Source organism: Clavibacter tessellarius, from assembly GCF_001618005.1.
Lineage (GTDB): Bacteria > Actinomycetota > Actinomycetes > Actinomycetales > Microbacteriaceae > Clavibacter > Clavibacter tessellarius_A.
The window spans coordinates 1-23,995 of the sequence record NZ_LQXA01000022.1 but is presented as its reverse complement, the minus strand read 5'-3'; the positions used below and the strand labels follow the sequence as shown (position 1 = coordinate 23,995).

The 23,995-nt window shown below is 74.7% G+C and carries 20 protein-coding genes and 3 tRNA genes; 14 read left to right on the top strand and 9 right to left on the bottom strand.

Annotated features, from left to right (window positions below; translation table 11 throughout):
• Window positions 1-49: 49 nt before the first annotated feature.
• Both hpt and tilS read right to left on the bottom strand, forming a co-directional pair.
• On the bottom strand, window positions 50-601 hold the full coding sequence (hpt, locus tag AWH51_RS05570) for a hypoxanthine phosphoribosyltransferase (RefSeq protein WP_063071117.1): 552 nt from the start codon (window positions 599-601) through the stop codon (window positions 50-52).
• A gap of 1 nt (window position 602) precedes the next feature.
• Window positions 603-1,628: a tRNA lysidine(34) synthetase TilS gene (gene tilS, locus AWH51_RS05565; RefSeq protein ID WP_063071116.1), complete on the bottom strand. Its 1,026-nt coding sequence runs from the start codon at window positions 1,626-1,628 to the stop codon at window positions 603-605.
• Between the two features lie 54 nt (window positions 1,629-1,682).
• On the opposite strand from tilS, the gene AWH51_RS05560 reads away from it, so the two are divergent.
• Complete coding sequence (locus AWH51_RS05560; protein ID WP_063071115.1) at window positions 1,683-2,210, top strand: inorganic diphosphatase; 528 nt, start codon at window positions 1,683-1,685, stop codon at window positions 2,208-2,210.
• A gap of 103 nt (window positions 2,211-2,313) precedes the next feature.
• Here the strand turns inward: AWH51_RS05560 and AWH51_RS05555 are convergent, their stop codons facing one another.
• Together AWH51_RS05555 and AWH51_RS05550 are read right to left on the bottom strand one after the other, a co-directional pair.
• The gene (locus AWH51_RS05555; protein ID WP_063071128.1) at window positions 2,314-3,696 is read right to left on the bottom strand and encodes a C40 family peptidase; all 1,383 of its coding nucleotides are present in this window, start codon (window positions 3,694-3,696) and stop codon (window positions 2,314-2,316) included.
• Between the two features lie 13 nt (window positions 3,697-3,709).
• Entirely contained in the window at window positions 3,710-4,999 is a 1,290-nt protein-coding gene (locus AWH51_RS05550; RefSeq protein WP_063071114.1) for a peptidoglycan DD-metalloendopeptidase family protein, read from the bottom strand.
• 420 nt (window positions 5,000-5,419) lie between these two features.
• On the opposite strand from AWH51_RS05550, the gene AWH51_RS05545 reads away from it, so the two are divergent.
• The 3 genes from AWH51_RS05545 to AWH51_RS05535 all read left to right on the top strand — a co-directional run bounded on the left by AWH51_RS05545 (window position 5,420) and on the right by AWH51_RS05535 (window position 5,739).
• Window positions 5,420-5,495 (top strand) — tRNA-Glu (locus tag AWH51_RS05545).
• A 21-nt stretch (window positions 5,496-5,516) separates the two neighbouring features.
• Window positions 5,517-5,593 (top strand) — tRNA-Asp (locus AWH51_RS05540).
• A 70-nt stretch (window positions 5,594-5,663) separates the two neighbouring features.
• Window positions 5,664-5,739: transfer RNA gene (locus AWH51_RS05535), tRNA-Phe, on the top strand.
• A gap of 74 nt (window positions 5,740-5,813) precedes the next feature.
• Here AWH51_RS05535 and AWH51_RS05530 read toward each other — a convergent pair.
• Both AWH51_RS05530 and AWH51_RS05525 read right to left on the bottom strand, forming a co-directional pair.
• Window positions 5,814-6,347 (bottom strand): O-acetyl-ADP-ribose deacetylase, encoded by a 534-nt coding sequence (locus AWH51_RS05530; protein ID WP_063071113.1) that lies wholly within the window; start codon window positions 6,345-6,347, stop codon window positions 5,814-5,816.
• 28 nt (window positions 6,348-6,375) lie between these two features.
• Entirely contained in the window at window positions 6,376-7,530 is a 1,155-nt protein-coding gene (locus AWH51_RS05525) for an acyltransferase family protein (RefSeq protein WP_063071112.1), read from the bottom strand.
• 360 nt (window positions 7,531-7,890) lie between these two features.
• Here AWH51_RS05525 and AWH51_RS05520 point away from each other — a divergent pair, with 360 nt between their 5' ends.
• On the top strand, window positions 7,891-9,726 hold the full coding sequence (locus AWH51_RS05520; RefSeq protein ID WP_063071127.1) for a glycoside hydrolase family 15 protein: 1,836 nt from the start codon (window positions 7,891-7,893) through the stop codon (window positions 9,724-9,726).
• Window positions 9,727-9,805: 79 nt separating this feature from the next.
• On the opposite strand, the gene AWH51_RS05515 is transcribed toward AWH51_RS05520, so the two are convergent.
• Entirely contained in the window at window positions 9,806-10,546 is a 741-nt protein-coding gene (locus AWH51_RS05515) for a YqjF family protein (protein WP_063071111.1), read from the bottom strand.
• A complete protein-coding gene (locus AWH51_RS05510) occupies window positions 10,543-10,986 on the bottom strand; it encodes a MarR family winged helix-turn-helix transcriptional regulator (RefSeq protein ID WP_063071110.1) in 444 nt (147 codons plus the stop codon). The genes AWH51_RS05515 and AWH51_RS05510 overlap by 4 nt, the downstream gene beginning before the upstream one ends.
• A gap of 81 nt (window positions 10,987-11,067) precedes the next feature.
• On the opposite strand from AWH51_RS05510, the gene AWH51_RS05505 reads away from it, so the two are divergent.
• On the top strand, window positions 11,068-11,886 hold the full coding sequence (locus tag AWH51_RS05505) for a TspO/MBR family protein (protein WP_063071109.1): 819 nt from the start codon (window positions 11,068-11,070) through the stop codon (window positions 11,884-11,886).
• A 10-nt stretch (window positions 11,887-11,896) separates the two neighbouring features.
• Here the strand turns inward: AWH51_RS05505 and AWH51_RS05500 are convergent, their stop codons facing one another.
• The gene (locus tag AWH51_RS05500; RefSeq protein ID WP_063071108.1) at window positions 11,897-12,940 is read right to left on the bottom strand and encodes an NAD-dependent epimerase/dehydratase family protein; all 1,044 of its coding nucleotides are present in this window, start codon (window positions 12,938-12,940) and stop codon (window positions 11,897-11,899) included.
• A 248-nt stretch (window positions 12,941-13,188) separates the two neighbouring features.
• On the opposite strand from AWH51_RS05500, the gene AWH51_RS05495 reads away from it, so the two are divergent.
• The 8 genes from AWH51_RS05495 to AWH51_RS05460 all read left to right on the top strand — a co-directional run bounded on the left by AWH51_RS05495 (window position 13,189) and on the right by AWH51_RS05460 (window position 23,911).
• Window positions 13,189-14,478: an endo-1,4-beta-xylanase gene (locus AWH51_RS05495; protein WP_063071107.1), complete on the top strand. Its 1,290-nt coding sequence runs from the start codon at window positions 13,189-13,191 to the stop codon at window positions 14,476-14,478.
• 340 nt (window positions 14,479-14,818) lie between these two features.
• Complete coding sequence (locus tag AWH51_RS05490) at window positions 14,819-16,363, top strand: sugar transferase (RefSeq protein ID WP_063071106.1); 1,545 nt, start codon at window positions 14,819-14,821, stop codon at window positions 16,361-16,363.
• Window position 16,364: 1 nt separating this feature from the next.
• Window positions 16,365-17,597, top strand: a complete 1,233-nt coding sequence (locus AWH51_RS05485) for a DUF1972 domain-containing protein (RefSeq protein WP_063071105.1) — start codon at window positions 16,365-16,367, stop codon at window positions 17,595-17,597.
• Window positions 17,594-18,484 (top strand): CDP-alcohol phosphatidyltransferase family protein, encoded by an 891-nt coding sequence (locus AWH51_RS05480; protein ID WP_254654488.1) that lies wholly within the window; start codon window positions 17,594-17,596, stop codon window positions 18,482-18,484. The genes AWH51_RS05485 and AWH51_RS05480 overlap by 4 nt, the downstream gene beginning before the upstream one ends.
• The gene (locus AWH51_RS05475; protein ID WP_063071104.1) at window positions 18,481-19,695 is read left to right on the top strand and encodes a glycosyltransferase; all 1,215 of its coding nucleotides are present in this window, start codon (window positions 18,481-18,483) and stop codon (window positions 19,693-19,695) included. The genes AWH51_RS05480 and AWH51_RS05475 overlap by 4 nt, the downstream gene beginning before the upstream one ends.
• Before the next feature lie 114 nt (window positions 19,696-19,809).
• A complete protein-coding gene (locus AWH51_RS05470; RefSeq protein WP_063071103.1) occupies window positions 19,810-21,321 on the top strand; it encodes a polysaccharide biosynthesis tyrosine autokinase in 1,512 nt (503 codons plus the stop codon).
• On the top strand, window positions 21,318-22,463 hold the full coding sequence (locus AWH51_RS05465) for a glycosyltransferase (RefSeq protein WP_081234897.1): 1,146 nt from the start codon (window positions 21,318-21,320) through the stop codon (window positions 22,461-22,463). The genes AWH51_RS05470 and AWH51_RS05465 overlap by 4 nt, the downstream gene beginning before the upstream one ends.
• Window positions 22,460-23,911 carry a polysaccharide biosynthesis protein gene (locus tag AWH51_RS05460; RefSeq protein WP_217491908.1) on the top strand — a complete coding sequence of 484 codons (1,452 nt, stop codon included), beginning with the start codon at window positions 22,460-22,462 and terminating at the stop codon, window positions 23,909-23,911. The genes AWH51_RS05465 and AWH51_RS05460 overlap by 4 nt, the downstream gene beginning before the upstream one ends.
• The last annotated feature ends 84 nt before the right edge of the window (window positions 23,912-23,995 follow it).

Genomic DNA, 23,995 nt, shown 5'->3' with positions numbered 1-23,995 from the left:
CCAGCCGAACGGGCGGCAGCATGGAGCGGGATAAGAGGAGCGGGGCGCCTCAGCTGTAGACGTGTGGCGCGAGGATGGCCACGTCGCGGAGGTTGCGGTAGCGCTCCGCGTAGTCGAGGCCGTAGCCGATGACGAAGTCGTCGGGGATCTCGAAGCCCACGTAGCGCACGTCGACGGCGATCTTCGCGGCCTCGGGCTTGCGGAGGAGCGCGCAGACCTCGACGCTCGCCGCGCCGCGCGAGCGGAGGTTCGCGAGGAGCCAGGAGAGGGTGAGGCCGGAGTCGATGATGTCCTCGACGATGAGCACGTGCCGGCCCGAGAGGTCGGCGTCGAGGTCCTTGAGGATGCGGACGACGCCGCTCGACTTCGTGCCGGAGCCGTAGGAGCTCACGGCCATCCAGTCCATGTGGACGGGCAGCTCGAGCTCGCGCGCGAGGTCGGCCATGACCATGACCGCGCCCTTCAGGACGCCGACGAGGAGCAGCTCCTCCCCCGCGTGGTCCCGCTCGATCTCACGGCACATCTCGGCGATGCGGCCGTGGATCTCCTCCTCGGTGTGCAGGACCCGGGTCAGGTCGTCGGCGATGTCGGTGGATCTCATGTCACTCTTCCGTCGTCCTGGCGCTGAGGACGATGAGCCCGTCCCTGCGTAGAACCCTAACGCCCGGGAGGTCCACCGGCCCCTGCCCGCGCCAGTCGGTGACGAGCCGCGCGACCTCCAGCACATGCGTCCGGGAGAGGTGCGCCGCGAACTCCTCGCGTGCGGCGAGGCGGATCAGCCGGTGCCGGAGCGCCGGCGGGGCGGCCTCGAGCGAGGCGACCTCCAGCGAGATGCCGGCCTCGGCGTGGTCGGCGATCTCCTCGATCATCTCCGCGGCGAAGTGCTCGAGGGCGTCGTCGTCCTCGCGCAGCTGGTCGGCCGTGCGGGCGAGCGCCTCCGCGATCCCGGGGCCGAGCTCCCGCTCGAGCACGGGCAGCACGTCGTGGCGGACGCGCACGCGGGCGTAGGCGGGATCGGCGTTGTGCGGGTCCCGCCACGGCTCGAGGCCCTGGTCGGCGCAGGCGGCGCGCGTGACGGACGCGCGGATCCCGAGCAGCGGCCGCAGGAGGACGGCGTCGGCCGAGCGCGCGGGGACGGACGCGGCCATGCCGTGCAGGCTCGCGGCGCCGGATCCCCGCGCGAGCCCGAGCAGCACCGTCTCGGCCTGGTCGTCGAGCGTGTGCGCGAGCAGCAGCGCGCGGGCCCCGGTCTGCCCCAGCGCGTCGTCGAACGCGGCGTACCTGGCCGCGCGCGCGGCGGCCTCGGGGCCGTCGGCGCCCGGCTCCACGCGCACGCGCGTGACGAGGACGGGGTCGAGGCCGAGGTCGCGCGCGGCGTCGGCGGCACGCGCCGCGACCCGGTCGGAGCCGTCCTGCAGGCCGTGGTCGACGACGATCGCGCCGACCGCCACGCCGGCGCGCGGCCCCTCGAACGCGGCCGCGGCGGCGAGGGCCAGCGAGTCGGCGCCCCCGGAGAGCGCCACGAGGACGGGACCGGACGCGGAGGGGTCGAGCGCGGAGACGGCCCCGCGGACCGCTCGCCGGAGGTCCGCGACGGCGGGTGTGAGACGGGGGCGCTCGGAGGGCATCCACTAACGTTATGGCAGCATCCCGCCCACGTCAGAACCACGAGGAGCACGCGCATGGCCAGCTACGACGTCGTCGTCGAAATCCCCAAGGGGTCCCGCAACAAGTACGAGGTCGACCACGAGACGGGCCGCGTGTACCTCGACCGCGTGCTCTTCACGTCGTTCGTGTACCCCACCGACTACGGCTACTTCGAGAACACGCTCGGCCTCGACGGCGACCCCGTCGACGTGCTCGTGCTGCTCGAGTACCCGGTCTTCCCCGGCGTCGGCGTCTCCATCCGCCCCGTCGGCGTGTTCAACATGAGCGACGAGGCCGGCATCGACTCCAAGGTCATCGGCGTCCCCGCGAAGGACCCGCGCTGGGCGCACATCCAGGACATCACGGACGTGCCCGAGCAGACCCGCAAGGAGATCGAGCACTTCTTCGAGCACTACAAGGACCTCGAGCCCGGCAAGTGGGTCAAGACGGAGGGGTGGGGCGACGCGGCCGAGGCCGAGGCCATCGTGCAGGCCGGTTTCGACAAGCTCCAGGCCGAGGGCCACGGCGACGGCCACGGCGGCGAGCCGGAGGAGGACGCCTGATCCGCGTCCCCGCCTGAGCCCGCGCGGCTGACACGACGACGCCCGCCTCCCCGCAGCAGATGCGGAGGGGCGGGCGTCGTCGTGCGCGGGGCGGGCGGCCGGATCAGCCGGGTCGGCCCACGTAGGGCATGATGTCGCTGCCACCCCAGAGGGACTGGATCTTCACCACGTCGCCGGGCTTCGGCGCCGCGATGATCGTGTTCCCGCCGAGCGAGATGGCGTCGTGGTAGAAGTCGCCGCCGCTGTTCCAGAAGACGATGTCGCCGGCCTGGCGCTGCGAGAACGGGACGAGCTTCCCCTGCGCCTGCATCGTGTTGTACTGCGAGCTCACCGAGTGTCCGCCGACGTTGATGCCCGCCGCGCGGTACGACATCATCACGAGGCCCGAGCAGTCCCAGCCGTCGCCCTCGCCGCCGAAGGAGTAGGCCTCGCCGAGCTGCGACTTCGCGAAGGAGATGGCGACCTGGGCCGCGTTGCCCGAGGGCGCGGGGGCCGGGGCGGGGCGCGCCGGCTGCGGAGCGGGGCGCACCGGCTGCGGGGCGGGCTGGGCCGGCGCGGGCGCCGGCTGCGCGGGGGCCGGGGCGCTGGATCCGCCGCCGGTCGAGGGGCCGGCCCCACCGCCCGACGAGCCGCCGGAGGGGGCGCCTCCGCCGGACGAGCCCGACGCCGCCCCGCCGCCGGAGGACCCGGCTCCGGAACCCGATGCCGCCGCGGCCGGTGCGGCGGGAGCCGCCGGCTGCGTGAGGCTCTGCACGTACTGCGCCTCGATCTCCGACGTGGAGTCCTTGAGGAGCGCCAGCTGCGCGATGAGCTGGTCGCTGTTGCGGGTCTGCTCCGCCACCGCGGAGGCGGCGGTCGCCGCGGCCGACTTCGCGGCGTCGAGCGACTTCTGCGCCTCGTCCGCGAGGCGGCCGAGCTCGTCCTTGGCCACCTGCGCCTGGTCGCTGAGGGACGCCGCGCTGTTGCGGTCCGCGAGCGCCTGCTGGTACACGCTCTGGGTGCTCTCGGAGAGCTTCGACATGGTGCCGAGCGAGCGGAGCAGCTGGTCCGCGTCGTCGCCGTCCGAGGTGAACAGGCTCGCCGTGAGGTCCTGGCCGCCGGCGCGGGCGAGGTGGCTCGCGAGGAGGCCCGCGCGCATGCGGCTCGTGAGGGCCGCGGCCTGCGCCTCGTCCGCCTTCTTCTGGAGGCGCTTCAGCTTGTCGGCCTGCGCGTCCTTCGCGGCCTGCGCCTGGGAGTACCGCTCCCCCGCGAGCATGGCGGCGGTGTTCGCCTGGTCCGCGGACTCCTGCAGGCCGGTGGCCAGCTGCGTCACGCGGTCGATGGCCGCCTGCGTGTCCGCCTCGTTCGCCTTCGCCGCCTGGACGTCGGCCCACGACGGGTAGTCGGTGGCGGCGAAGGCCGTCTGGGCGGCGACGCCGCTGGAGACGGCGATGACGCCCACGGCGATCGTGGAGATGACGACCGTGGTCGGGCGGAGGTGGTTCATGTCGTTCCTCATGTCAATGCGTGCTCGTGATGGAGACGCCCTGGCCGTGCATGAACGCCACCGGGTCGACGGCGTCCCCGTTGATGCGGATCTCGAAGTGGAGGTGGCAGCCGGTGGAGCCGCCCGTGGTGCCCGTGCGGGCGATGGGCTGGCCCGCGACGACCTGCTGGCCCTGCCGCACGAGGGTGCCGCCGTCCATGATGTGGCCGTACGCCGAGGAGACCCCGCCGCCGTGGTCGATGCGGATGTAGTTGCCGTACCCGCCGTTCCAGCTGGCGAAGGAGACGGTGCCCGCGTGCGCCGCGTACTGGGTCGCGCCGCAGGTGGCGCCGCGGACCAGGTCCTCGCCGGCGTGGAAGATCAGCCGCTTGTAGATGGGGTGGAACCGCTCCCCGAAGAACCCGCTGGTGTTCGCTCCCGGGAGGGGCGCCGTCCAGCCGGTGCTGCTGACCGCGCCGGGCGAGACGTCACCGCCCGCGCTGCCCTGGCTGGCCGCGAGCGCGTCGGCGTCGGCCTGGCGCTTGCGGACGCCCGCCTGGTAGTCGTCCTCGGTGGCCTCGCGGTTCTCGGAGATGACGGAGAGCTTCGCGTCGGCGTCGGCCTTCTGCGCGCTCTGGTCCTCGAGCGCCTGCTGGAGGTCGGACTGCGCCTGCGCGGCCTCCTGGAGGAGCTGCTCGGCCTTGGCGTTCAGAGCGTCGAGCTCCTTCAGCGCGACCTGCGCCTGGTCGCTGAGGGACTTGGCGGCGTTGCGGTCCTGGATCGCGATGGCGTAGATCTGGTCGGACTTCTCGGCGACCTTGCTCATGGTGCCGAGCTTGTCGAGGAGGTCGTCGCTGCCGTCCCCCTCGCTGAGGAGCAGGGTGCCGGAGAGGTTCTGACCGCCGGAGCGCATCAGCTGCTTGGCGAGGCCCGCGGCCTGCTCCTGCGACTTCGTGGCCTTCGCGTCGGCCGCGTCGACCTTGCCCTGGAGCTGCACGGTGTCGGCGTGCTTGTCGTCCGCCGCCTGCTGCGCCTGGTCGTGCTCCTCGCCACGCTGCACCACGAGGGCCTGCGCGTCGGCGACCCGCTGCTGGAGGGACGCGATCTCGTCGTTGATGCTCTGCACCAGCTGCTTCTGCGCCTGCTCGTCCCCGCGCGCCTTCTGCACGTCGTCCCACGAGGCGAACGTCTCGGCGTGCGCGGGAGCCGCGATGGATCCGGTGAGGAGGACCGCCAGTACGGCGACGACGGCCTGGATGCCGTGCCGCGTGCGGGAGCGCGGGGCGCGCGAGCGGCGCGCGCTCCGGTGGAGGTCCTGGTTCATGTGCTCCCGATCATCGTGTCGCCCGGCTGGCCGGCTGCGCCTCCCGCGGGCGGGCGGGCGTCCCGGATCACATCCGTCACACCCGCACCTGCTCTCACAGTACTGAGGGGGACGCACGGCGCACAGCGGCCGGACGCGGGGATCCGCACGGGGAGCCCCTCCCCGGGAGGGTCGACCGAAGGCTAACCCCGCGGCAGGGTCGCGCCGCGGCAGCGCGCTGGCCGTGTCGCGAACCTGGCAGGACGTCGGGCGCGCGGCGCGCGGCCCCTCCGCGCGCCCGGGGACGAGCCGCGACACGCCGTCGGATCCGCATGCCCGCGGGCCGGGACCCCGATCGCGCCCGGCCGATTTGAGTCCTCGCCCGGAGTGCGGTTATGCTGACGTGTCGGTTGCTGCGAGACCTGGGAGACCAGGGCGAGCGGCCCCATCGTTTAGTGGCCTAGGACGGCGCCCTTTCACGGCGTTAACACGGGTTCGAATCCCGTTGGGGTCACCAGGCAATGCGATCGACAAGCAAGGCCCTGTAGCGCAGCTGGTTAGCGTGCCGCCCTGTCACGGCGGAGGTCGCGGGTTCAAGTCCCGTCAGGGTCGCCACGGATGGCGAGCCCTCTTCTCGGAGAGGGCTTCTCTCCGATGTGGGCGTCTTCTCGCAAGCCGCCCGCTCGCCTGGGTAGCTCAGTTGGTAGAGCGTTCGACTGAAAATCGAAAGGTCCGCGGATCGACGCCGCGTCCAGGCACCACCCGCCGGTCCCCGTCACAGACGTGAGGGCCGGCGTCCTCGTCTCACGGCCGTCCGCCGTCCGCCGTGCGCCGATCAGGCGTCGTCGGCCAGCGCATCCTCGAACCGGGCGAGCACCGCGTCCGAGAAGAGGACGAAGCGCACGAGCTCGATCCCGTCGGCCGCTCCCTCCGCGTCGGCCGTGCGCACCGCGGCGACCGCCACCCGCGCCGCGTCGTCGACCGGCCAGCCGTAGACGCCCGCCGAGACCGCGGGGAAGGCGACGCTCCGGAGCCGCAGGGCCGCCGCGACCTCGATCGACCGGCGGTAGGCGCTCGCGAGCACGGCCGTGCGGTCCTCGGACCGCGACCAGACCGGGCCGACCGTGTGGATCACGTGGCGCGCGGGCAGCCGGAAGCCCGGCGTCGCGACGGCGTCGCCCGCGGGCAGGCCGTCAGGGAGGTCGTCCGCGCGGATCCGGCGGCAGGCGGCGAGGAGCTCCGGGCCGGCCGCGCGGTGGATGGCGCCGTCCACTCCCCCGCCGCCGAGGAGCGACGAGTTCGCCGCGTTCACGATCGCGTCCACGTCCTGCCGGGTGATGTCGCCGCGCACGGCCTCGATGTCGGTCACCCGTCCAGCCTGGCCCGAGCGGGTCGGATCAACGCGCGACGGCCTCGGGCGCCGGGGCGCGGCTCGCCGTCAGCCAGCGCGGGCCCTCGAGCGTCCAGCGCAGCGGTGAGCCGAGGACGGCGGCGCCGATGACCCGGCTCGCGACGACCACGGGCACGAGCAGCGCGATCGGCAGGATCGCGCCCCAGGCGTACGTGTGCTCCCGGAGCAGCGGCACCAGGCCCGCGAGCTTCAGCGCCGCGCTGAGCGCCGAGACCAGGAAGATGTGGAAGACGTACACGGGCAGGGTCTGCCGCCCCACCCAGCGGAGCGCCCGCGACAGCGGGTTCGCCATGCCTGCCACGGCGAGCACCTGGTTGCTCGCGAGGAGCGCGACGCCGGCTATCGCGAAGGTCAGGACGGGCCCGTGCCCGGTCGCGCTGAGGAGCGCGAAGACGCCGGCGTACGCGAGGATCCCCGCGGCGGCGGTGACGAGGGTCGCGCGCCGCATCAGGGCGAGCCACGCGTCGCGGCCCACGACGCCGGCGAAGAACCAGACGAGGTTCGCCGCGACGGAGCCGGCCTTCACAGCGTCCAGCGGCTCGGTGAGCAGGCCCGCGGTGAGCGGCTTGAGGGCGGGCGCGGCGAGGGCGAGGGCCGCGAACGCGACGAGCGCCCACGCCCGATGCCGGCCGAGGAGGCGCGTGCACGCCCAGGCGATGACGAAGAAGACCGGCAGCGCCCAGAGGTACCAGTACGACGTCGGCAGAGCGACGCTCAGGAGCAGCTGCCCGGGCGTGGGGGCCTCGCCGCCGCCGCGCGCCTGCGGGACGAAGAGGCGGGCGAGGAAGAGGAGCGTCCAGATCGCGTAGACGGAGAGGATGCCGAGGGTCCGGCCGCGCGTCTGCGCGAGCGGGCGGCTCACGGCGCGCATCGCGAGGAAGCCGGAGATGAAGAAGAACAGGGGCATGCGGAGAGGCGCGAACGCGGCGCTCACGTCCCACCACAGGGCGGCGGGACCCTCGTTGACCTCGTTCTCGAACATGAGGGACAGGTGCAGCAGGACGACGAGCACCATGCAGGCGCCCTTGCCCGCATCGATCCACTCGAAGCGGGGGCGGGCGGCGGCATCGGGCGCGGACGCGGGACGGAGGGCGGAGTCCGAGCGCGCGCGGGAACGCGGGCTCATGGAGGGGAGGGCCATGGCTCATCTCTGGGGCGCCTGGGCGGGAGCGGGCGACACCTGCGGGCGGCGCGGGTTCGGGTCCGCTGATCGTATCCCCGGGTCGGCGGGTGCGGCCTCCCCCCGAGCGGGGCACGGGGATCCCCCGCGCGGACGACGCTGTCCGGCGGGCGGCGACCGGAACCGTTCGGGTCGGCTCCGGGCGCATCGGTCAGGTTCGGAAGCCGGGGGAACCCGGATGGGCCGATCCGCGATCGCCGGCCCGGGACGGCTCCCGGCGGCCCGTCATGTCCTGGGGCGCCCCGGCGCGGCCTACGCGGCGGCGGCGCGGGGATACTGGAGGTGTCGGTGATCCTCGCGGCCGGCGCCGACAGGAGTCCCATGGCCACGCCCGCATCCCGCCCCGCACCCGAGCGCATCGACGGCTACATCGCGCTCCGCAGCTACGCCGCCATCGGGGACGGGCGCACCGTCGCGCTCATCGCGGAGGACGGCGACATCGACTGGCTGCCCCTGCCCGACCTGCACACCCCGCCCGCGTTCGCCGCGATCCTCGACGCCCCGCACGGCGGGCGCATCACCCTGCGACCCGACGAGGACTTCGAGGTCAGCCGCGCGTACGTCTCCGGCACCAACGTGCTCACCACCACCTTCACCACGGCGTCCGGCAGCGTGCGCGTCACCGATGCGCTCGTCACGGGCGTCGCCGGGCGGCTGCCGTGGGCGGAGCTCGGGCGGCGCATCGAGGGGCTCACGGGCGAGGTCGCGATGAGCTGGCTCGTGGCGCCCGGCACCGCGCTCGCCACCTCGTCGCCGTGGGTGCAGTCCACGCACAACGGGCCGGTGATCCGCGTCGACGGCGTGACGCTCGCCGTCGTCGGCCTCGACCACGGGCCGGCCGAGCCCGGCACCCAGTCGGTCTCGGGCGCGTTCACCACGGCGGAGGGGTCGCGGCACGTGATCACGCTCGTGGGCACCGAGCGGGAGCCCGTGCGGATCCCGAACCCGGAGATCGTGGACGAGGGCATCGACCGCACCATCCGCAACTGGGAGCAGTGGAGCACCGAGTTCCGGTACGAGGGCGAGTGGTCCGACCAGGTGCAGCGCAGCGCGCTGGCGCTGAAGCTGCTCGTGCACGCGCCCACCGGGTCCATCGCCGCGGCCGCCACCACCTCGCTGCCCGAGCGCATGGGCGGCGGCAAGAACTGGGACTACCGCTTCGCCTGGGTGCGCGACCTCGCCTACACGGTGAACGCGCTGGTGAAGTTCGGGCTCCGCGAGGAGACGCACGCGGCCGTCTCGTGGATGCTCCGCACGATCCGCGACAACGGCCCCGAACTGCACGTCTTCTACTCGCTCGAGGGCGGCGTGCCCGAGGGCAGCTCGAACCCCGAGGTGCCGGGCTGGCGCGGCGTCGGCCCGGTCGTCGACGGCAACGACGCGCAGGCGCAGCTGCAGCTCGGCGTGTTCGGCGACCTCTTCGACGTCGTGCGCACCTACGTGCGCGACGGCAACGTGCTCGACGCCGACACCGGCCGCCTGCTCGCGACCTTCGCGGACCGCGCCTGCGACATGTGGCAGAAGCGCGACGCCGGCATGTGGGAGCTCGAGGACGAGCAGCACTACACGACCTCCAAGCTCGGCTGCTGGCAGGCGCTCGACTGCGCCGTGGAGCTGGCCGAGGTGGGGCAGATCCCCGGGGTTCCGGACCGGTGGCGGGCCGAGCGCGACCGGATCCGCGCCTGGGTCGAGGAGGAGTGCTGGGACGAGGGCCGCGGGGCCTACGTGATGCACCCGGGCAGCCAGCGGCTCGACGCGAGCATCCTGCTGCACTCGATCTCCGGCTTCGACCGCGGCGAGCGCATGTCCCGCACCCTCGACGCCCTCCGCTCGGAGCTCGGCCGCGGCCCGCTCCTCTACCGCTACTCCGGCATGCCCGAGGAGGAGGGCACGTTCACCGCATGCGCCTTCTGGATGGCGGGCGCGCTCGCGTGCGTCGGGCGCATCGACGAGGCCCGCGAGCTCATGGACCAGCTCGTCGAGCTCGGCAACGACGTGGGCCTCTACTCGGAGATGATCGACGCTGACGACCACGCGTTCCTCGGCAACCTGCCGCAGGGGCTCAGCCACCTGGCGCTCGTGAGCGCCGCGCTGACGATCGAGGAGCTGTCGGGCGGGAAGGCCCGCTCGACGCGGACGCCGCGCGCGAAGCGGTAGGGAGCGGGCGGGCGCCCGGCGACGTCGGCCGCGCGGGCGCCGACCCGGTCGGTGTCGACCCGGCGGGCTCCGTCCGGCGTCAGGCGCGCGGGCGCATCGGCCCCGCGAACTCCGTGCGGACGCCGCGGGAGAAGAGCACGGAGTCGGGCGCGCGGTCGACGATCCCGGGGAGCCCGGCGGCCGCGACCAGCTCGTCGTCGAGGTCCACCAGCTCGGCGCGCTCCAGGGTCCACGCGTCGTGCGTGTTCGGCCAGTAGCGCGTGACGCCGCCGCGGGCCACGTGCATGCCCCAGCGCGCGGTGAGGAAGTCGGCGAGCGGATCGCCCTCCACCTCCTCGCCGAGCGGACGGACGGAGATGCGGGACGACGGGCGCGCGCCCGTATGCCGGCGCGACGTGTACGTGACGACGCCGTCCTGCTCGGCGTGCGTCATCGACGCCCACATGTACGGGAGGCCGAGGCCGACGCGGGCGCCGATCACCGGCAGGAGCTTCGCGGCCTCGAGGGAGCGGAAGACCACGCCGCGGCGGCCGTCGTCGCCGACGCTGTAGAGCCGCACGTTGAGCTCGGCGAAGGTGCCGGCCCACGGGACGGCGGGCAAGGGCGGGAAGGCGCTGCGCGACAGGACGAACGGGATGAGGCCGACCCAGCTGGATCCGTCGTGGACGTCGGGGCGCGTGCCCGGCGGGAGGAGCGGGGCGACGAGCGCCGGATCCACGCGCCAGTGCACGAACGCGAGGTCGCTCCAGAGCTGGCGGATGACCGCGCGGCCGGGGAGGTCGGGCGCGGCGGCGGAGATCGGGTCCGCGGGGCGCCTCACGAGGCGCTCCCCGGGCGGCCGGCCTGGCGGATGACGTCGATGAGGCCGCGGCGCATCTCCTCGGAGCGGGCGATGCCGGGGACGACGTCGCGCTCGAGGTCCTGCGCGCGGGCCCACGCCTCGGCGCCGGCCTCGGTGCGGGCGACGACGTGACGGCGGCGGTCCCGCGGATCCGGCGCGCGCGACACGAGGCCCTCCCGCTCCAGCCGCTCGAGCGTGCGCGACATGGTCTGCGTCTCGACGTGCGCGGAGCGGGCGAGCTGGATCTGGCTGAGCGGCCCGTCCCGCAGCAGGTGCAGCGCGATGAGGCCCGCGTGCGTCACGCCGAGCGTGGTGAGCGCCTCCGCCCACGCGTGCTCGACCGCGCGCGCGGCCGTGGACAGCAGCCGGCCCGTGGGCCAGCTCGCGAGCTCGTCCTCGGCGGACATCCCTCCGGCCATGGGCGACACCTCCTGCTACAGTGATCGTCAGCAGGCTGACTATCCGCCTGCTGACAATCCCATCGTAGAGGAGCAGGCCGCATGGGCACCATGAAGGACGTCGTCCGTCAGATCGTCGTCATCTCGAGCATGGCGTTCGCCGTCATCGGCTCGGCGTTCGGCTCGGGCGCCTTCAGCGACCAGAGCATCCAGACCGCGTCGAGCGGCGCGCTCAGCGCGAGCTACACGCCCGTCGCCCCCGCGGGTCCGGCCTTCTCGATCTGGAGCGTCGTCTACCTCGGCCTCGTCGCGTACACGGTGTGGCAGGCGCTCCCCGCCCAGCGCGCCGACGAGCGCCAGCGCCGCGTCGGCTACCCGGTCGCGGTGACGCTCGTGCTCAACGCCGTGTGGATCCTCACCGCCCAGGCCGGCTTCCTCGTGCTGAGCGGCGTGGTCATCGTGGCGCTGCTCGCGACGCTGATGTGGGTCTTCCGCGCGCTGATGACGTCGCGCCCGCGGACCGCCGTCGAGGGCGTGGTGCTCGACGGCACGATGGGCCTCTACCTCGGCTGGGTGAGCGTGGCGTCGATCGCGAACATCGCGTCGATCCTCCGGGCCTCCGGCGTCGAGCCGGGCACGACCGGGCGCGACGCGTGGGCCGTGGCCCTGCTCGCGGTCGCGGGCGCTGTGGGCGTCGTGCTCGCGCTCCGCGACGGCGGGCGGCTCGCGCCGTCGGCCGCGATCGCGTGGGGCCTCGCCTGGGTGGCCGTCGGCCGCCTCACGGGCGAGCTGCTGTCGACGCCCGCCGCGATCGCCGCGATCGTGGCCGCGGCGGCCGTCGTGGTCATGACGCTCGTCGCGCGCGGCCGCGCCGGGTGGACCGGCCGGGTCGCCGGTCGCCCCGCGGTCGCCGCCAGCTAGCCAGCGCGGGTCAGCCCGCCGCCGCGTCCCGGTACGCCCGGTCGGCCGCGTGCTTCGCGGCCACCAGGCGCGCGATGCGGCGGTCGGTGTCGGCGTCCGGACGCGTGAGCTCCGGGTGCGCGGCCCGGAACGCGACGATGCCGCGGACGGCGAGGTGGAACGGGATCCGGGGCTGGAACGCCGGCACGAGCCGCCGGATCCGGGTGGTGTCGAAGACCGCGCTGTGCGAGAGGTCGCCCACGACGAGCTCGGACCAGCCCCAGTCGGGCTCCACGACGGGGAACTGCTCGGCGGGCACGTGCACGATCCGCGCCTCCACCTCGAGGGCGTCGGCGACGAGGTGGTGGATCCGGTCCCACGTCATCACGTCGTCGCTCGTGATGTGCAGCGCCTCGCCCGTGGCGCGCTCGTCGCCGAGGATCCCGACGAGGCCGACCGCGAAGTCGTCGGCGTGCGTGAGCGTCCAGAGCGAGGTGCCGTCGCCCGGGACCACGACCTCCTCGCCGCGCGCGATGCGGTCGACGACGGTCCAGTCGCCCGCGAGCGGCGGGCTCGCCTCGTCGTAGGTGTGCGACGGGCGGACGATGACGACGGGGAAGCCGCTCGTCGCGTGGTGCAGGAGGAACGCGTCCTCCATCTGGATCTTGTCGCGCGCGTAGGAGAGGAACGGGTTCGCCCGCAGCGTCGACTCGGTGATGGGCGTCTGCAACGCGGGCTTGCGGTAGATCGACGCCGAGCTGATGGCGACGAACTGGCGGGTGCGGCCGGCGAACACGTCGACGCGGCGGTCGGCGCCCGCGGCGTCGAAGGACAGGAAGTCGACGACGGCGTCGAAGGACCGGTCGCCGAGCGCGGCGCGGAGGGCGGCGGGATCCGTCACGTCCGCGACGAGCGGCGTGACGCCCGCGGGGAGCCCGCGGCCCTTCGCGTCGCCGCCGCGCGTGACGACCGTCACGTCGTGGCCCGCGGCGATGGAGGCCCGGACGCACGCGGCGCTGATGGTGCCCGTCCCGCCGAGGTAGAGCACGGACAGGGTGGCGGCACCTGGGGTCATGGGGTCCTCGTCGTCGAAGCGGGGGCGCCGGTCGGATCCGCGCCCTGCGTGCACGCTACGCCCGCGTCGGCCCCTCCCCACCCGCCGCCGAGGGGGAAAGGTTGCGGACATCCGGGGCGCGGTGGACGCCCGTCGCGCCGCCCGCGTAGGTTCCTCGCGACCGCACCGACGCACCGCCAGCGGCTCGCGTCGACCCGCCCGCGGCGGCCGTCGCCGGGCGCGTGGCGCCGACCCCACGAGAGGCACCCATGTCCGCGACGCCCGCCGACCGCCGACCGACCCGCATCCCCGACGCCCGCCGGGCGGAGGCCGTGATCACCGTCCGGGGCGCCGACGGGCGGCCGCTCGCCCACGCCGATGTCGAGGTGGAGCAGGCGTCGCAGGAGGTGGCGTTCGGCAACATCGCCTTCGACCTCATCCCGCTCGCGAACGGCGAGACGGATCCGGACGCCCCCGGCGTGGAGACCTTCGGCGGCGCCCGACTCGAGGGCCTCGAGCGGCTCGCGGAGCAGTGGCTCGCGCTCTTCGACACCGCCACGCTCCCCTTCTACTGGGGCCGGTTCGAGCCCGTGCGCGGGCGGCCCGACACCGCTCGCCTCCTCACGACCGCGCGCTGGTTGCGCGAGCGCGGCGTCGCCGTGAAGGGGCACCCGCTCGTCTGGCACACCGTGACCGCACCGTGGCTGCTCGACCTCCCGCTCGACGAGGTGGAGCGCGTGCAGCGGGAGCGGATCCGGCGGGACGTCGGCGACTTCGCCGGCGTGATCGACACGTGGGACGCGATCAACGAGGCCGTGATCATGCCCGTGTTCGACCGCGAGGACAACGGCATCACGCGCCTCGCCGCCGACCGGGGCCGGCTCGCGATGGTGCGCCTGGCGTTCGAGGAGGCGCGCGCCGCGAACCCGGACGCGACGCTCGTGCTCAACGACTTCGACCTCTCGCCCGCGTACGAGCGGCTCATCGAGGAGGTGCTGGACGCGGGGATCCGGGTCGACGCCATCGGGCTGCAGACCCACATGCACCAGGGCTACCGCGGCGAGGAGGAGGTGCTCGGCATCGTGGACCGGTTCGCGCGCTTCGGGCTGCCGATCCACATGACCGAGACGACGCTGCTGTCGGGCGACCCGATGCCGCCCGAGATCACCGACCTCAACGACTTCCGGGTCACGAGCTGGCCGTCCACGCCCGCGGGCGAGGAGCGGCAGGCGGACGAGATCGAGCGGCACTACCGCTCGCTCGTCGGGCACCCGGCCGTCGCGGCCATCACCTACTGGGGCCTCACCGACGACGGGATGTGGCTCGGCGCTCCCGGAGGCCTGGTGCGCGCGGACGGCACGCCGAAGCCGTCGTACGAGGCGCTCCGCCGGCTCATCCGCGAGGAGTGGCGGCTCGCACCCGCCACGATGCGGACGGACGCGGAGGGCCGCGTGCGCGTCACCGCGTTCGCGGGCGGCGTGCGGGTGGCGCACGCCGGGCGGGAGGCCGTGGTGCCCGTGGCGGCGGGGGCGACGGAGGCGGCGGTGACGCTGGGGTAGCTCGCGGAGCGGCCCGACCCCCGAAGGGGGACGGGCGACACGGCTCAGGCTGCGTTTAGCATTGCCGGAGTCACCACGAGGTGTTCTCCCGTCGTACCCGCGACGGTCACTCCCGGACGAGGCCCACCCAGCCGCCGCCCACCACGGAGCCACGCACCCGACGAGGTCTTCCCGGACCGCGTCGCACCCCGCACCACCCACCTGTAACCCGAAACGCAGGCACACACCCGATGAACCCGTCATCGGCGCTGGTCCGTACCCGACGGCCGCGCCTCCCCGCATCCGACCGACCCCGCATCCCCCGACCGCTCCCCGCGCTGCCCGCGCTCCCCGGCACGCGATGAGCACCACCCGGAACCGTCCCGCGACCCGGGGCGGCGGCACCCGCGTGCGCCCGGAGCGGCGTTCCGCGCACCGCCCGATCATCGGATCCGGCGTCGCGGCCGCCCCGCCGCTCACCCTCTCGGGCCGTCGCTGGGCGCGCGACTACCGCACCCGCCTCATCGCCTCCGACTGGGCGATCATCATCGCGACCGTGCTCGTCGCGCAGCTCACCCGCTTCGGCACGGGCGACGCGGCCGTCGACGCCGGGTCCCTGCAGCTCGACTACGGCATCGTCTCGGTGATCGTCGTGGCCGCGTGGATCGCCGTGCTCGGCGCCTTCCGCACCCGCGACGCCCGCATCGTCGGGGTCGGCGTGGCGGAGTACAAGCGGGTCGTCAACGCGTCGGCCATCACCTTCGGGGCGCTCGCGATCGCGTTCCTCCTCCTCGAGGTCGACATCGCCCGCGGCTACGTCGTGCTCGCGTTCCCGCTCGGCGTGATCGCGCTGCTCGTGGCGCGGTGGAGCTGGCGCCAGTGGCTCATCCGCCGCCGGGTGCAGGGCGACCACCTCTCCCGCGTGGTCGTCGTCGGCACCCGCGCCGACGTCGAGGACGTGGCCGAGCAGATCCTGCTCCGCCCCGGGTCCGGCTACACGGTCGTCGGCGTCGCCATCGACGAGCACCTCGACGGCCTCGACATCGTCGGCCGCCGGATCCCCGTCGTCTCGGACCTCGGCTCCGTCGCCGCGGCCGCCTCCCGCACCGCCGCCGACGCCGTCATCGTCGCCAGCCAGCCGCGCGCCGGCAGCAACGCGGTGCGCACGCTCGGCTGGGAGCTCGAGGGCTCGTCGATCGAGCTGGTGCTCGCGTCGCGTCTCACCGACGTGGCGGGCCCGCGGATCCACTTCCGCCCGGTGGAGGGCCTGCCGCTCATCCATGTGGAGATCCCGCAGTTCGAGGGCGGGAAGCACGTGCTGAAGCGCGCGCTCGACATCGCGGTCTCCGGCCTCGCGCTCGTGGTGCTCGCCCCCGTGATGCTCGTCATCGCGGTCGTCGTCCGCCTCGACAGCCCGGGCGGTGCGATCTTCCGCCAGGAGCGCGTCGGCAAGGCCGGTCGCGAGTTCCACATGCTCAAGTTCCGCTCGATGCGGGCCACCGCGGAGGCGGAGCTCGCGGCGCTCGCCGCCGCGAACGAGGGAGCCGGCCCGCTGTTCAAGCTGCGGGAGGACCCGCGCGTCACCCGCGTGGGCGCCGTGCTCCGCCGGTACTCGCTCGACGAGCTGCCGCAGCTGTGGAACATCCTCGTCGGCGACATGAGCCTGGTGGGCCCGCGCCCGCCGCTGCGCCGTGAGGTGGAGGGCTACGAGAGCCACGTGCACCGCCGTCTGTTCATCAAGCCGGGCCTCACGGGCATGTGGCAGGTGAACGGCCGGAGCGACCTGAGCTGGGACGAGAGCGTCCGGCTCGACCTGTACTACGTCGAGAACTGGTCCCTGACCGGCGACGTCATGATCATGTGGCGCACCTTCCGGGTGCTCACCCGACCCGTAGGGGCGTACTGAAATGTCTGTCATCGAACCGCGTCGACTCCGCATCGCCATGGTCGGGACCCGGGGGGTCCCCGCCGCGTACGGCGGATTCGAGACCGCCATCGAGGAGATCGGGCAGCGGCTCGCCGCCCGCGGCCACGACGTCACCGTCTACTGCCGCTCGGCGAACCGCTCGCGCCCGCGCACCCACCTCGGCATGACGCTCGTGCACCTCCCCGCGCTCAAGACCAAGTCGATCGAGACGCTCAGCCACACCGCGCTGTCCGCGATCCACCTGGCCCTCGGCAGGCGCCAGGACGCGGCCTTCGTGTTCAACGCCGCCAACGCGCCGTTCGTGCCGATCATCCGCTCGCGCGGCACGGCCACGGCCGTGCACGTCGACGGCCTCGAGTGGAAGCGCGGCAAGTGGGGCCGCATGGGCAAGAGGTACTACCGCGTCGCCGAGCAGATGGCCGTGAAGGGCGCCGACGCGCTCATCTCCGACGCGCAGGGCATCGCCGACTACTACGACCACGAGTTCGGGATCCCGACCGAGCTCCTCACCTACGGCGCGAACGTCCTGCGCGATCCCGCGAGCGACCGCCTCGCGGAGCTCGGCCTCGAGGCCGGCCAGTACCACCTCGTCGTGGCGCGCTTCGAGCCGGAGAACCACGTCGACGTCATCGTCGACGGGTACGCCGCGTCCGACGCGACCCTGCCGCTCGTCGTCGTCGGATCCGCGCCGTACTCCGCCGCGTACACCGACCGCATCGAGCGGGTCGCCACCGCCGACCCGCGCATCCAGCGCCTCGGCGGCGTGTGGGACCAGGAGCAGCTCGACCAGCTCTACGCGCACGCGCTCACCTACATCCACGGCCACTCCGTCGGCGGCACCAACCCGTCGCTGCTGCGCGCCATGGGCGCCGCGACCGCGACGCTCGCGAACGACAACGTGTTCAACCGCGACGTGCTCGGCGAGGACGGCCGCTTCTGGTCGGACGCCGCCGGCGTGGCCGCGCTCGTCGAGGGCGCCGAGGCCGCCGCGGAGGAGGCCGTCGCGATCGGCCGCCGCCTGCAGGAGCGCGCCGAGGAGACCTACGACTGGGACGCGATCGCCGACGGCTACGAGGAGCTCGCGGCCCGCATGACGCGCGGCTACTCGACGCACGGGATGAGCCGCGGCGTCCGCTCGGCCACCCGCTGGGAGCCGGAGCTCCGCGCGACCGACGCGAGCCGCACCTCCTTCCTCCTGGAGGAGAGCCGATGAGCGCCCCGACCGCGACCGACCCGCGCGCCGAGTCCTACGCCGACGTCGTCCGCCGCCTGGCGAGCGCGCAGAAGAAGGCCGCCCGCGGCGCGCCCGCGTACTCGATCCGCGTCAACCGGCCGGCCGGCCGGCTGCTCGCCGCGTGGGCGTACCGCCGGGGGCTCACCCCGAACCAGGTCACCGGGATCAGCGCCGCCTTCACGTTCACCGGCATCGCCCTGATCGCGCTGGTGCAGCCGGCCGCCTGGCTCGGCATCGCCGTGTGGCTGCTGCTCGCGGTGGGCTACGCGTTCGACTCGGCCGACGGCCAGGTCGCCCGGCTCTGCGGCGGCGGCTCCCTCTCGGGCGAGTGGCTCGACCACGTCGTCGACTGCATCAAGATCTCGTCGCTGCACCTCGCGGTGCTCGTGTCGATGTTCCGCTGGCCCGCCACGGACGCCGACGCGTGGCTCCTGGTGCCCGTGGCGTACGCGATCGTGGCCGCCGCGAGCTTCTTCGCGATGATCCTCAACGACCAGCTGAAGCGCGTCCACCGGGTCTCCGGCGCCCCGGCACCCGAGGCCGGGCGCTCGACCCTGCTGCGCTCGCTGCTCGTGATCCCCACCGACTACGGCTTCCTCTGCATCGTGTTCGCGCTGCTCGGGGCCCCCGTGGTGTTCCTCGCGGTCTACGCGCTGATGATGCTCGCCAACGCCGGGCACCTCGCGCTCGCGTCGGTGAAGTGGTTCCGCGACATGGGCGCGCTCGACGCGCGCCGTGCCGAGGCCGCCGCGTCGGCCGCTCCCGCCGCGTCGGCCGCTCCCGCCGGTCCCGCCGCCTCAGCCGGTCCCGCCGCCTCGGCCGGTCCCGCCGCCTCGGCCGGTCCCGCCGCCCGGGTGACCGCGTGACCGCGCCCGCCGACGTCCACCGGGCGCTCGCCGAGGCCGACGAGGCGGAGGCGGACCTCCGCGGCCGCACGATCCTCGTCGCCCACCCGAGCGCCGAGCTGTACGGATCCGACCGGGTCCTGCTCGAGAGCGTCGCGGGCCTCGTGGCCGCCGGCGCCCGCACCATCGTGACCCTGCCGTCCGACGGACCGCTCGTCGACGCGCTCACCGGCGTCGGCGCGGTCGTGCACCACGCGCCCACGCCCGTGCTCCGGAAGGCGATGCTGCGCCCGCGCGGCTTCGCGTCGCTCGTCGGCCAGTCGGCGCGCGGGCTCACCGCGGGCATCCGGCTCGTGCGCCGCACCCGCCCCGACGCCGTCTACGTGAACACCGTGACGATCCCGCTGTGGATCCTCGTGGGCCGTCTCACGCGCCGCCCGGTCCTGGCGCACGTGCACGAGGCCGAGGGGTCCGCGTCGCGCGCCGTCGGCACCGCGCTCGCCCTCCCCCTCCTGCTCGCGACGCGCGTGGTGGCGAACAGCCGCTACAGCGTCGAGGTGCTCGGCCGCGCCCTCCCCCGGGTCGCGCGTCGGGCCGTGGTCGTGCACAACGGCGTGCCCGGCCCCGCGGCTCCCGTCCCCGCCCGCGACGCGCTCGACGGCGGGCTGCGCGTGCTCTACGTCGGCCGGCTCTCCGACCGCAAGGGCGTGGACGTGGCCGTCGAGGCGATCGTCGAGCTCCGCGACCGCGGCGTGCCCGCGACGCTCGACGTGGTCGGGGCCGTGTTCCCCGGCTACGAGTGGTACGAGGAGCAGCTGCGCACCATGATCCGCGTGCTCGGGCTCGACGCGCTCGTCACGCTGCACGGCTTCCACCCCGACGTCACCCCGTACATGGCCGCCGCCGACGCGTGCGTCGTGCCCTCCCGGGTGGACGAGCCGTTCGGCAACACCGCCGTCGAGGCGCTGCTGGCCGCGCGGCCCGTGGTGGTCAGCGACACCTCCGGCCTCCGCGAGGCCGCGGGCGGGTACGAGTCCGCGCGGCTGGTGCCGCCGTCGGACCCGGCCGCGCTCGCGGACGCCCTCCAGGACATCGCGTCGGACTGGGACGCGTACCGCGCCCGGGCCGCCCGCGACCGCTTCCGCGCCGAGCACCGGCACGGACCCGCGCTCTATCGGCAGCGCATCGCGCGGTCGGTGGCCGGGATGCTCGGCGCCGCCACCCGGCGCTGAGCGCGCGCCGGTCCCTCCCGCAGGGGCGGGCCGGCGCCCGCCCACGCCCGCCGGGAAGCGGGCCGCACGCACGACCACGACACGACCACGACACGAGAGACAGGGGGCGGGCACATGGATCCGCACGACTACTGGACAGCGCTGCGCCGACGATGGATCTCCATCCTGGCGCTGACGCTCGTCGGCGGCGGCGCCGGGTACGGCTACGCGACGACGCTCGCGCCGAGCTACCGCTCCACGAGCAGCGTGTTCGTCTCGAGCACGCAGGGCGCCACGACGACCGAGCTCGTGCAGGGCTCGACCTTCTCGCAGAACCTGGTGCAGTCGTACGCGCAGCTCGCGACGACGCCCGCGGTGCTCGCGCCGGTGATCGCGCGCCTCGGCCTCGACACCACGCCGAACGCCCTCGCCCGCGCCGTCACGGTGGACACGCCCCTGAACACGGTCATCATCGACGTGTCCGTGACCGACGGCTCGCCCGAGGAGGCCGCGCGCCTCGCCGACGCCGTGAGCGACTCGCTCGCGGACGTGGCGGGCGGCCTCGCCCCCGCGACCGGATCGGGCGACCCGTCGATCTCGCTGACGACCGTCGCCGAGGCCCAGGTGCCCCGCGCGCCCGTCAGCCCGAACACGCGCCTCATCGTGCTCACCGGGCTCCTCGCGGGCCTCGCCGCCGGGGTGCTCCACGCGCTCGGCCGGCAGCTGCTCGACACGCGGATCCGCACCGAGCGCGACGTGGAGCGCGTGACCGACGCGCCCGTCATCGGCTCCGTGCAGCGCCGCGAGCGCGGTGCCGGGATCACGCTCCTGGCGGCCCCGCGCAGCTCGGCCGCCGAGGGCTACCGCCGGATCCGCGCCAACCTCGAATTCGCCGACGTCGACACCCCGATCCGCTCCCTCGCGATCACCAGCGCGCTCCCCGGCGAGGGCAAGACCACCACCGCCGTGAACCTCGCCCTCGCGCTCGCCGAGCACTCGACGCGCGTGCTCCTCGTGGACGCGGACCTCCGCCGCCCGACCGTCGCGCAGACGACGGGGCTCGAGGGGGCCGTCGGCCTCACCACGGTGCTCGTCGGCGGCGCCAGCCTCGACGACGCCGTCCAGGGCTGGGCGGGCGGCGTCGACGTGCTCGCCGCGGGCGCCGTGCCGCCGAACCCGAACCAGCTCCTCGGATCCGCCGCGATGGCCGCCCTCATGGCGGAGCTCCGCGGGCGGTACGAGTACGTCGTGCTGGACACGCCGCCCATCCTCCCGGCCGCCGACGCGCTGACGCTCGCGCACCTGACGGACGGCGCGCTCCTCGTGACGCGCGTGCGCGCCACCCGGCGCGGGCAGCTGGCCGAGGCCGCCGACGCGCTCGACGGCGTGCACGCGCGGACCCTCGGGGTCGTGCTCACGCGCGTCGCGCCCGCGCGCCACTCCTCCTACTACGGCCCGGATGCGGAGACGGGGGCCGAGGACCTCGTGCCCGTCGCCCCCGCCGCCGTCGCGACCGACGCGTCGCGCGGCGTGCCGCTCGCGCCGGTCGTGTCCGCCCACTCGGTGACCGCCCGCACCGCCGGCACCGACGCGACGGAGGGCGCGCCCGGCACCCGCGCCGGCGGCAGCCGGACCCACGCGCGATGAGCGGCCTCCGCGTCCCCGCGCTCCGGTCGACGCGCGTGCGGCTCTACGAGTCGCTGCGCACCGCCCACCTGGAGCGCGCGCACGAGCTCGCGCCCGCCAGCATCGTCTACCGGGTCACGCGGTACGACTTCGACGCCGACCTCGCGCAGGGCCTCGACCTCGTGCAGGCGGGCCGGATCCGCACGGCGCTCGTCCTCCTGCGCTCCGACGTGCGGATCCTCGAGGTGAACGAGCCCCTCATGCTCTCGAGCCTCCCGGCCACGGCCGCCGCCCTCGCCGCCGTGGGCGTCCGCCGCCTGGTCGGCGGGCCCCGCGTCGAGGTCGTGACGTACGCCATCGGCAACGCCGACCCGTTCCCGGCGCCCGTCGGAGCGCGCCTGCGATCGCGCGTCCGTCGCGCGGGCGAGCGCGTGCTCGCCCGCGCCGTGATGCGCCGCGTCGACCGCGTCGTCTACGGCACCGACGGCGCGCGCGACACCTACCTCGCCGTGCTCGGCGGATCCCGTCCCGGCGTGCCCGCCGCGCTCGTGCCCGCGCTGCCCGCGCGCCACGACCACCGGGATCCCGCGCCCGTCGCCGACAGCGCCGTCTTCGTGGGCGCGCTCAGCGAGCGCAAGGGCATCCGCGTGCTCCTGGCCGCCTGGCCCGCCGTGCGCGCGGCCCGCCCCGGTGCCGTGCTGCGCGTGCTCGGCAAGGGCCCGCTGCAGGAGGAAGTCGAGCGCGCCGCGGCCCAGGATCCCAGCATCGTGCTCGAGGTCGACCCCGGCCGCGACCGGATCCACGCCGCCCTGCACGCCGCCTCCGCGCTCGTCCTCCCCTCGCAGCCCAGCCCGACGTGGCGCGAGCAGGTGGGCCTGCCGATCGTCGAGGGCCTCTCGCACGGCTGCACGATCGTGACCACCGAGGAGACCGGCCTCGCGCCGTGGCTCCGCTCGCGCGGGCACGGCGTCACGACCGGCCCGTCGTCCCCCGCCGAGCTCGCCGCGACCCTCGCCGCCGTGCTCGGCCACCCCGTCGACCCCGCCGCCGTGCTGGCCGCGCTGCCCGCGCGCGATGGGCGCCTCGCGGCGGACGACGTGCTGTTCGGGACCGCGCCCGCCTCCGCTGCCGCTGCCGCCGCCCGCATCCCGGAGCGCGCGTGAGCGGCGGGCGCGGCGCGACCGGCCGCCGCACCCCGTCGCTCGCCTCCGCCATCGGCTCCACCGCGGCCGTGAAGGTCGGCGTCATGGCGCTCTCCGGCGTGCTCGGGATCCTCACGAGCCGCATGATCATCCAGTCCTTCGGCACCGACGCCTACGCGCAGTACGGCCTGCTGAGCACGTTCCCCACGCTGCTGCCGTTCGCCGACCTCGGCATCGCGGCCGTCGTGATCAACGCGGTGGCGGGGTCGAGCGCCCCGCGCACCGACGACCACGTGAAGCGCGCCATCGTCACGGCGTTCCGCATCCTGCTCGTCTCGGGCGGGATCATCGCGCTCGTCTCCCTCGCGATCACGCTGCTCGGCTGGTGGCCGGCCCTCCTCGGCGAGGGGCTCATGTCGGGCGGCGGCGAGATCGCGGCGTTCCTGTGCCTCGCGGTGTTCGGGCTCGTGATCCCGCTCACGGTCGGCCAGCGGATCCTCGTAAGCCTCAAGATGACGAACGTGCAGGTCGCCAGCCAGGCGGTCGTGGCGCCGCTGATGATCCTCGTGATCGGCGCGTTCGTCGTGCTCGCGGTGCCCGCCGGCACCTACCTCGCGGTCGTGTCGTACGGCGCGAACGCGATGGTGTCAGTGATCTGCCTGGTCGTCGCGGCGCGCGCCCTCCGCCCGCAGCTGGGCCAGGCCGTGCGCGCCATCCCCCGCATCCGCAGCTACCCCGGCGTGCCCGCGATCGGCCTCGCCTGGCCGATGCTCGTGCAGATGGTCGCGCTGCCGGTCGCCATGCAGACGGGCCGCCTCCTCCTCAGCCACCTGGCCGGGCCGGACGAGCTGGCGCAGTACAACCTCGCGTCGCAGCTGTTCGGCATCGTGCTGCAGACCATCGCGGCCGCGGGCCTCGCGCTCTGGCCCGTGTACGCGAGCGCCCGGTCGGCGTCGCGCGTGGAGTCGCCCGCGGCGCCCACGCTGTGGTTCCTGCTCGGCGGCCTGCTGCTCGGCGGCGCGCTCGCGGGGGCCTCGCCGTGGATCGCCGCGTTCGTCTCCGGCGGCGCGATCACGCTGCCCCTGCCGCTCGTGATCGCGTTCGTCGTGTTCGTGGCGCTGCAGGCCGCGAAGTACCCGGCCGGCATGTACATGACGGACAAGCGCGGGCTGGTGTTCCAGGTCGTGCCCGTGCTCGTCATGGTGCCGCTCAACCTCGGGCTGTCCTGGTGGATGATCGGCGTGGCCGGCGCGGCCGGGCCCGTCATCGGCTCGTGCGTCGCCGTGGCGCTCTGCCAGGTGATCCCGAACCTCGTCTACGTGTCGCGGGACCTCACGCGGCGTCGCGCCGAGGCGGCCGCGGTCGCCGACGGGTCGCGCGACGAGGAGGGGGATGACCGCGACGACCCCACGGTCGACGCGGAGTCCGCCACGGCATCCCGCACCACGAGCGCGGGCTCGCCTCTCTGACCCGGGCGCCGGCGCGACGGCGCCCGTCGCCGGATCCGCGCCGCAGGCCGCCGCACCCGACCGCACCTCCCGAACGCCCCGCCC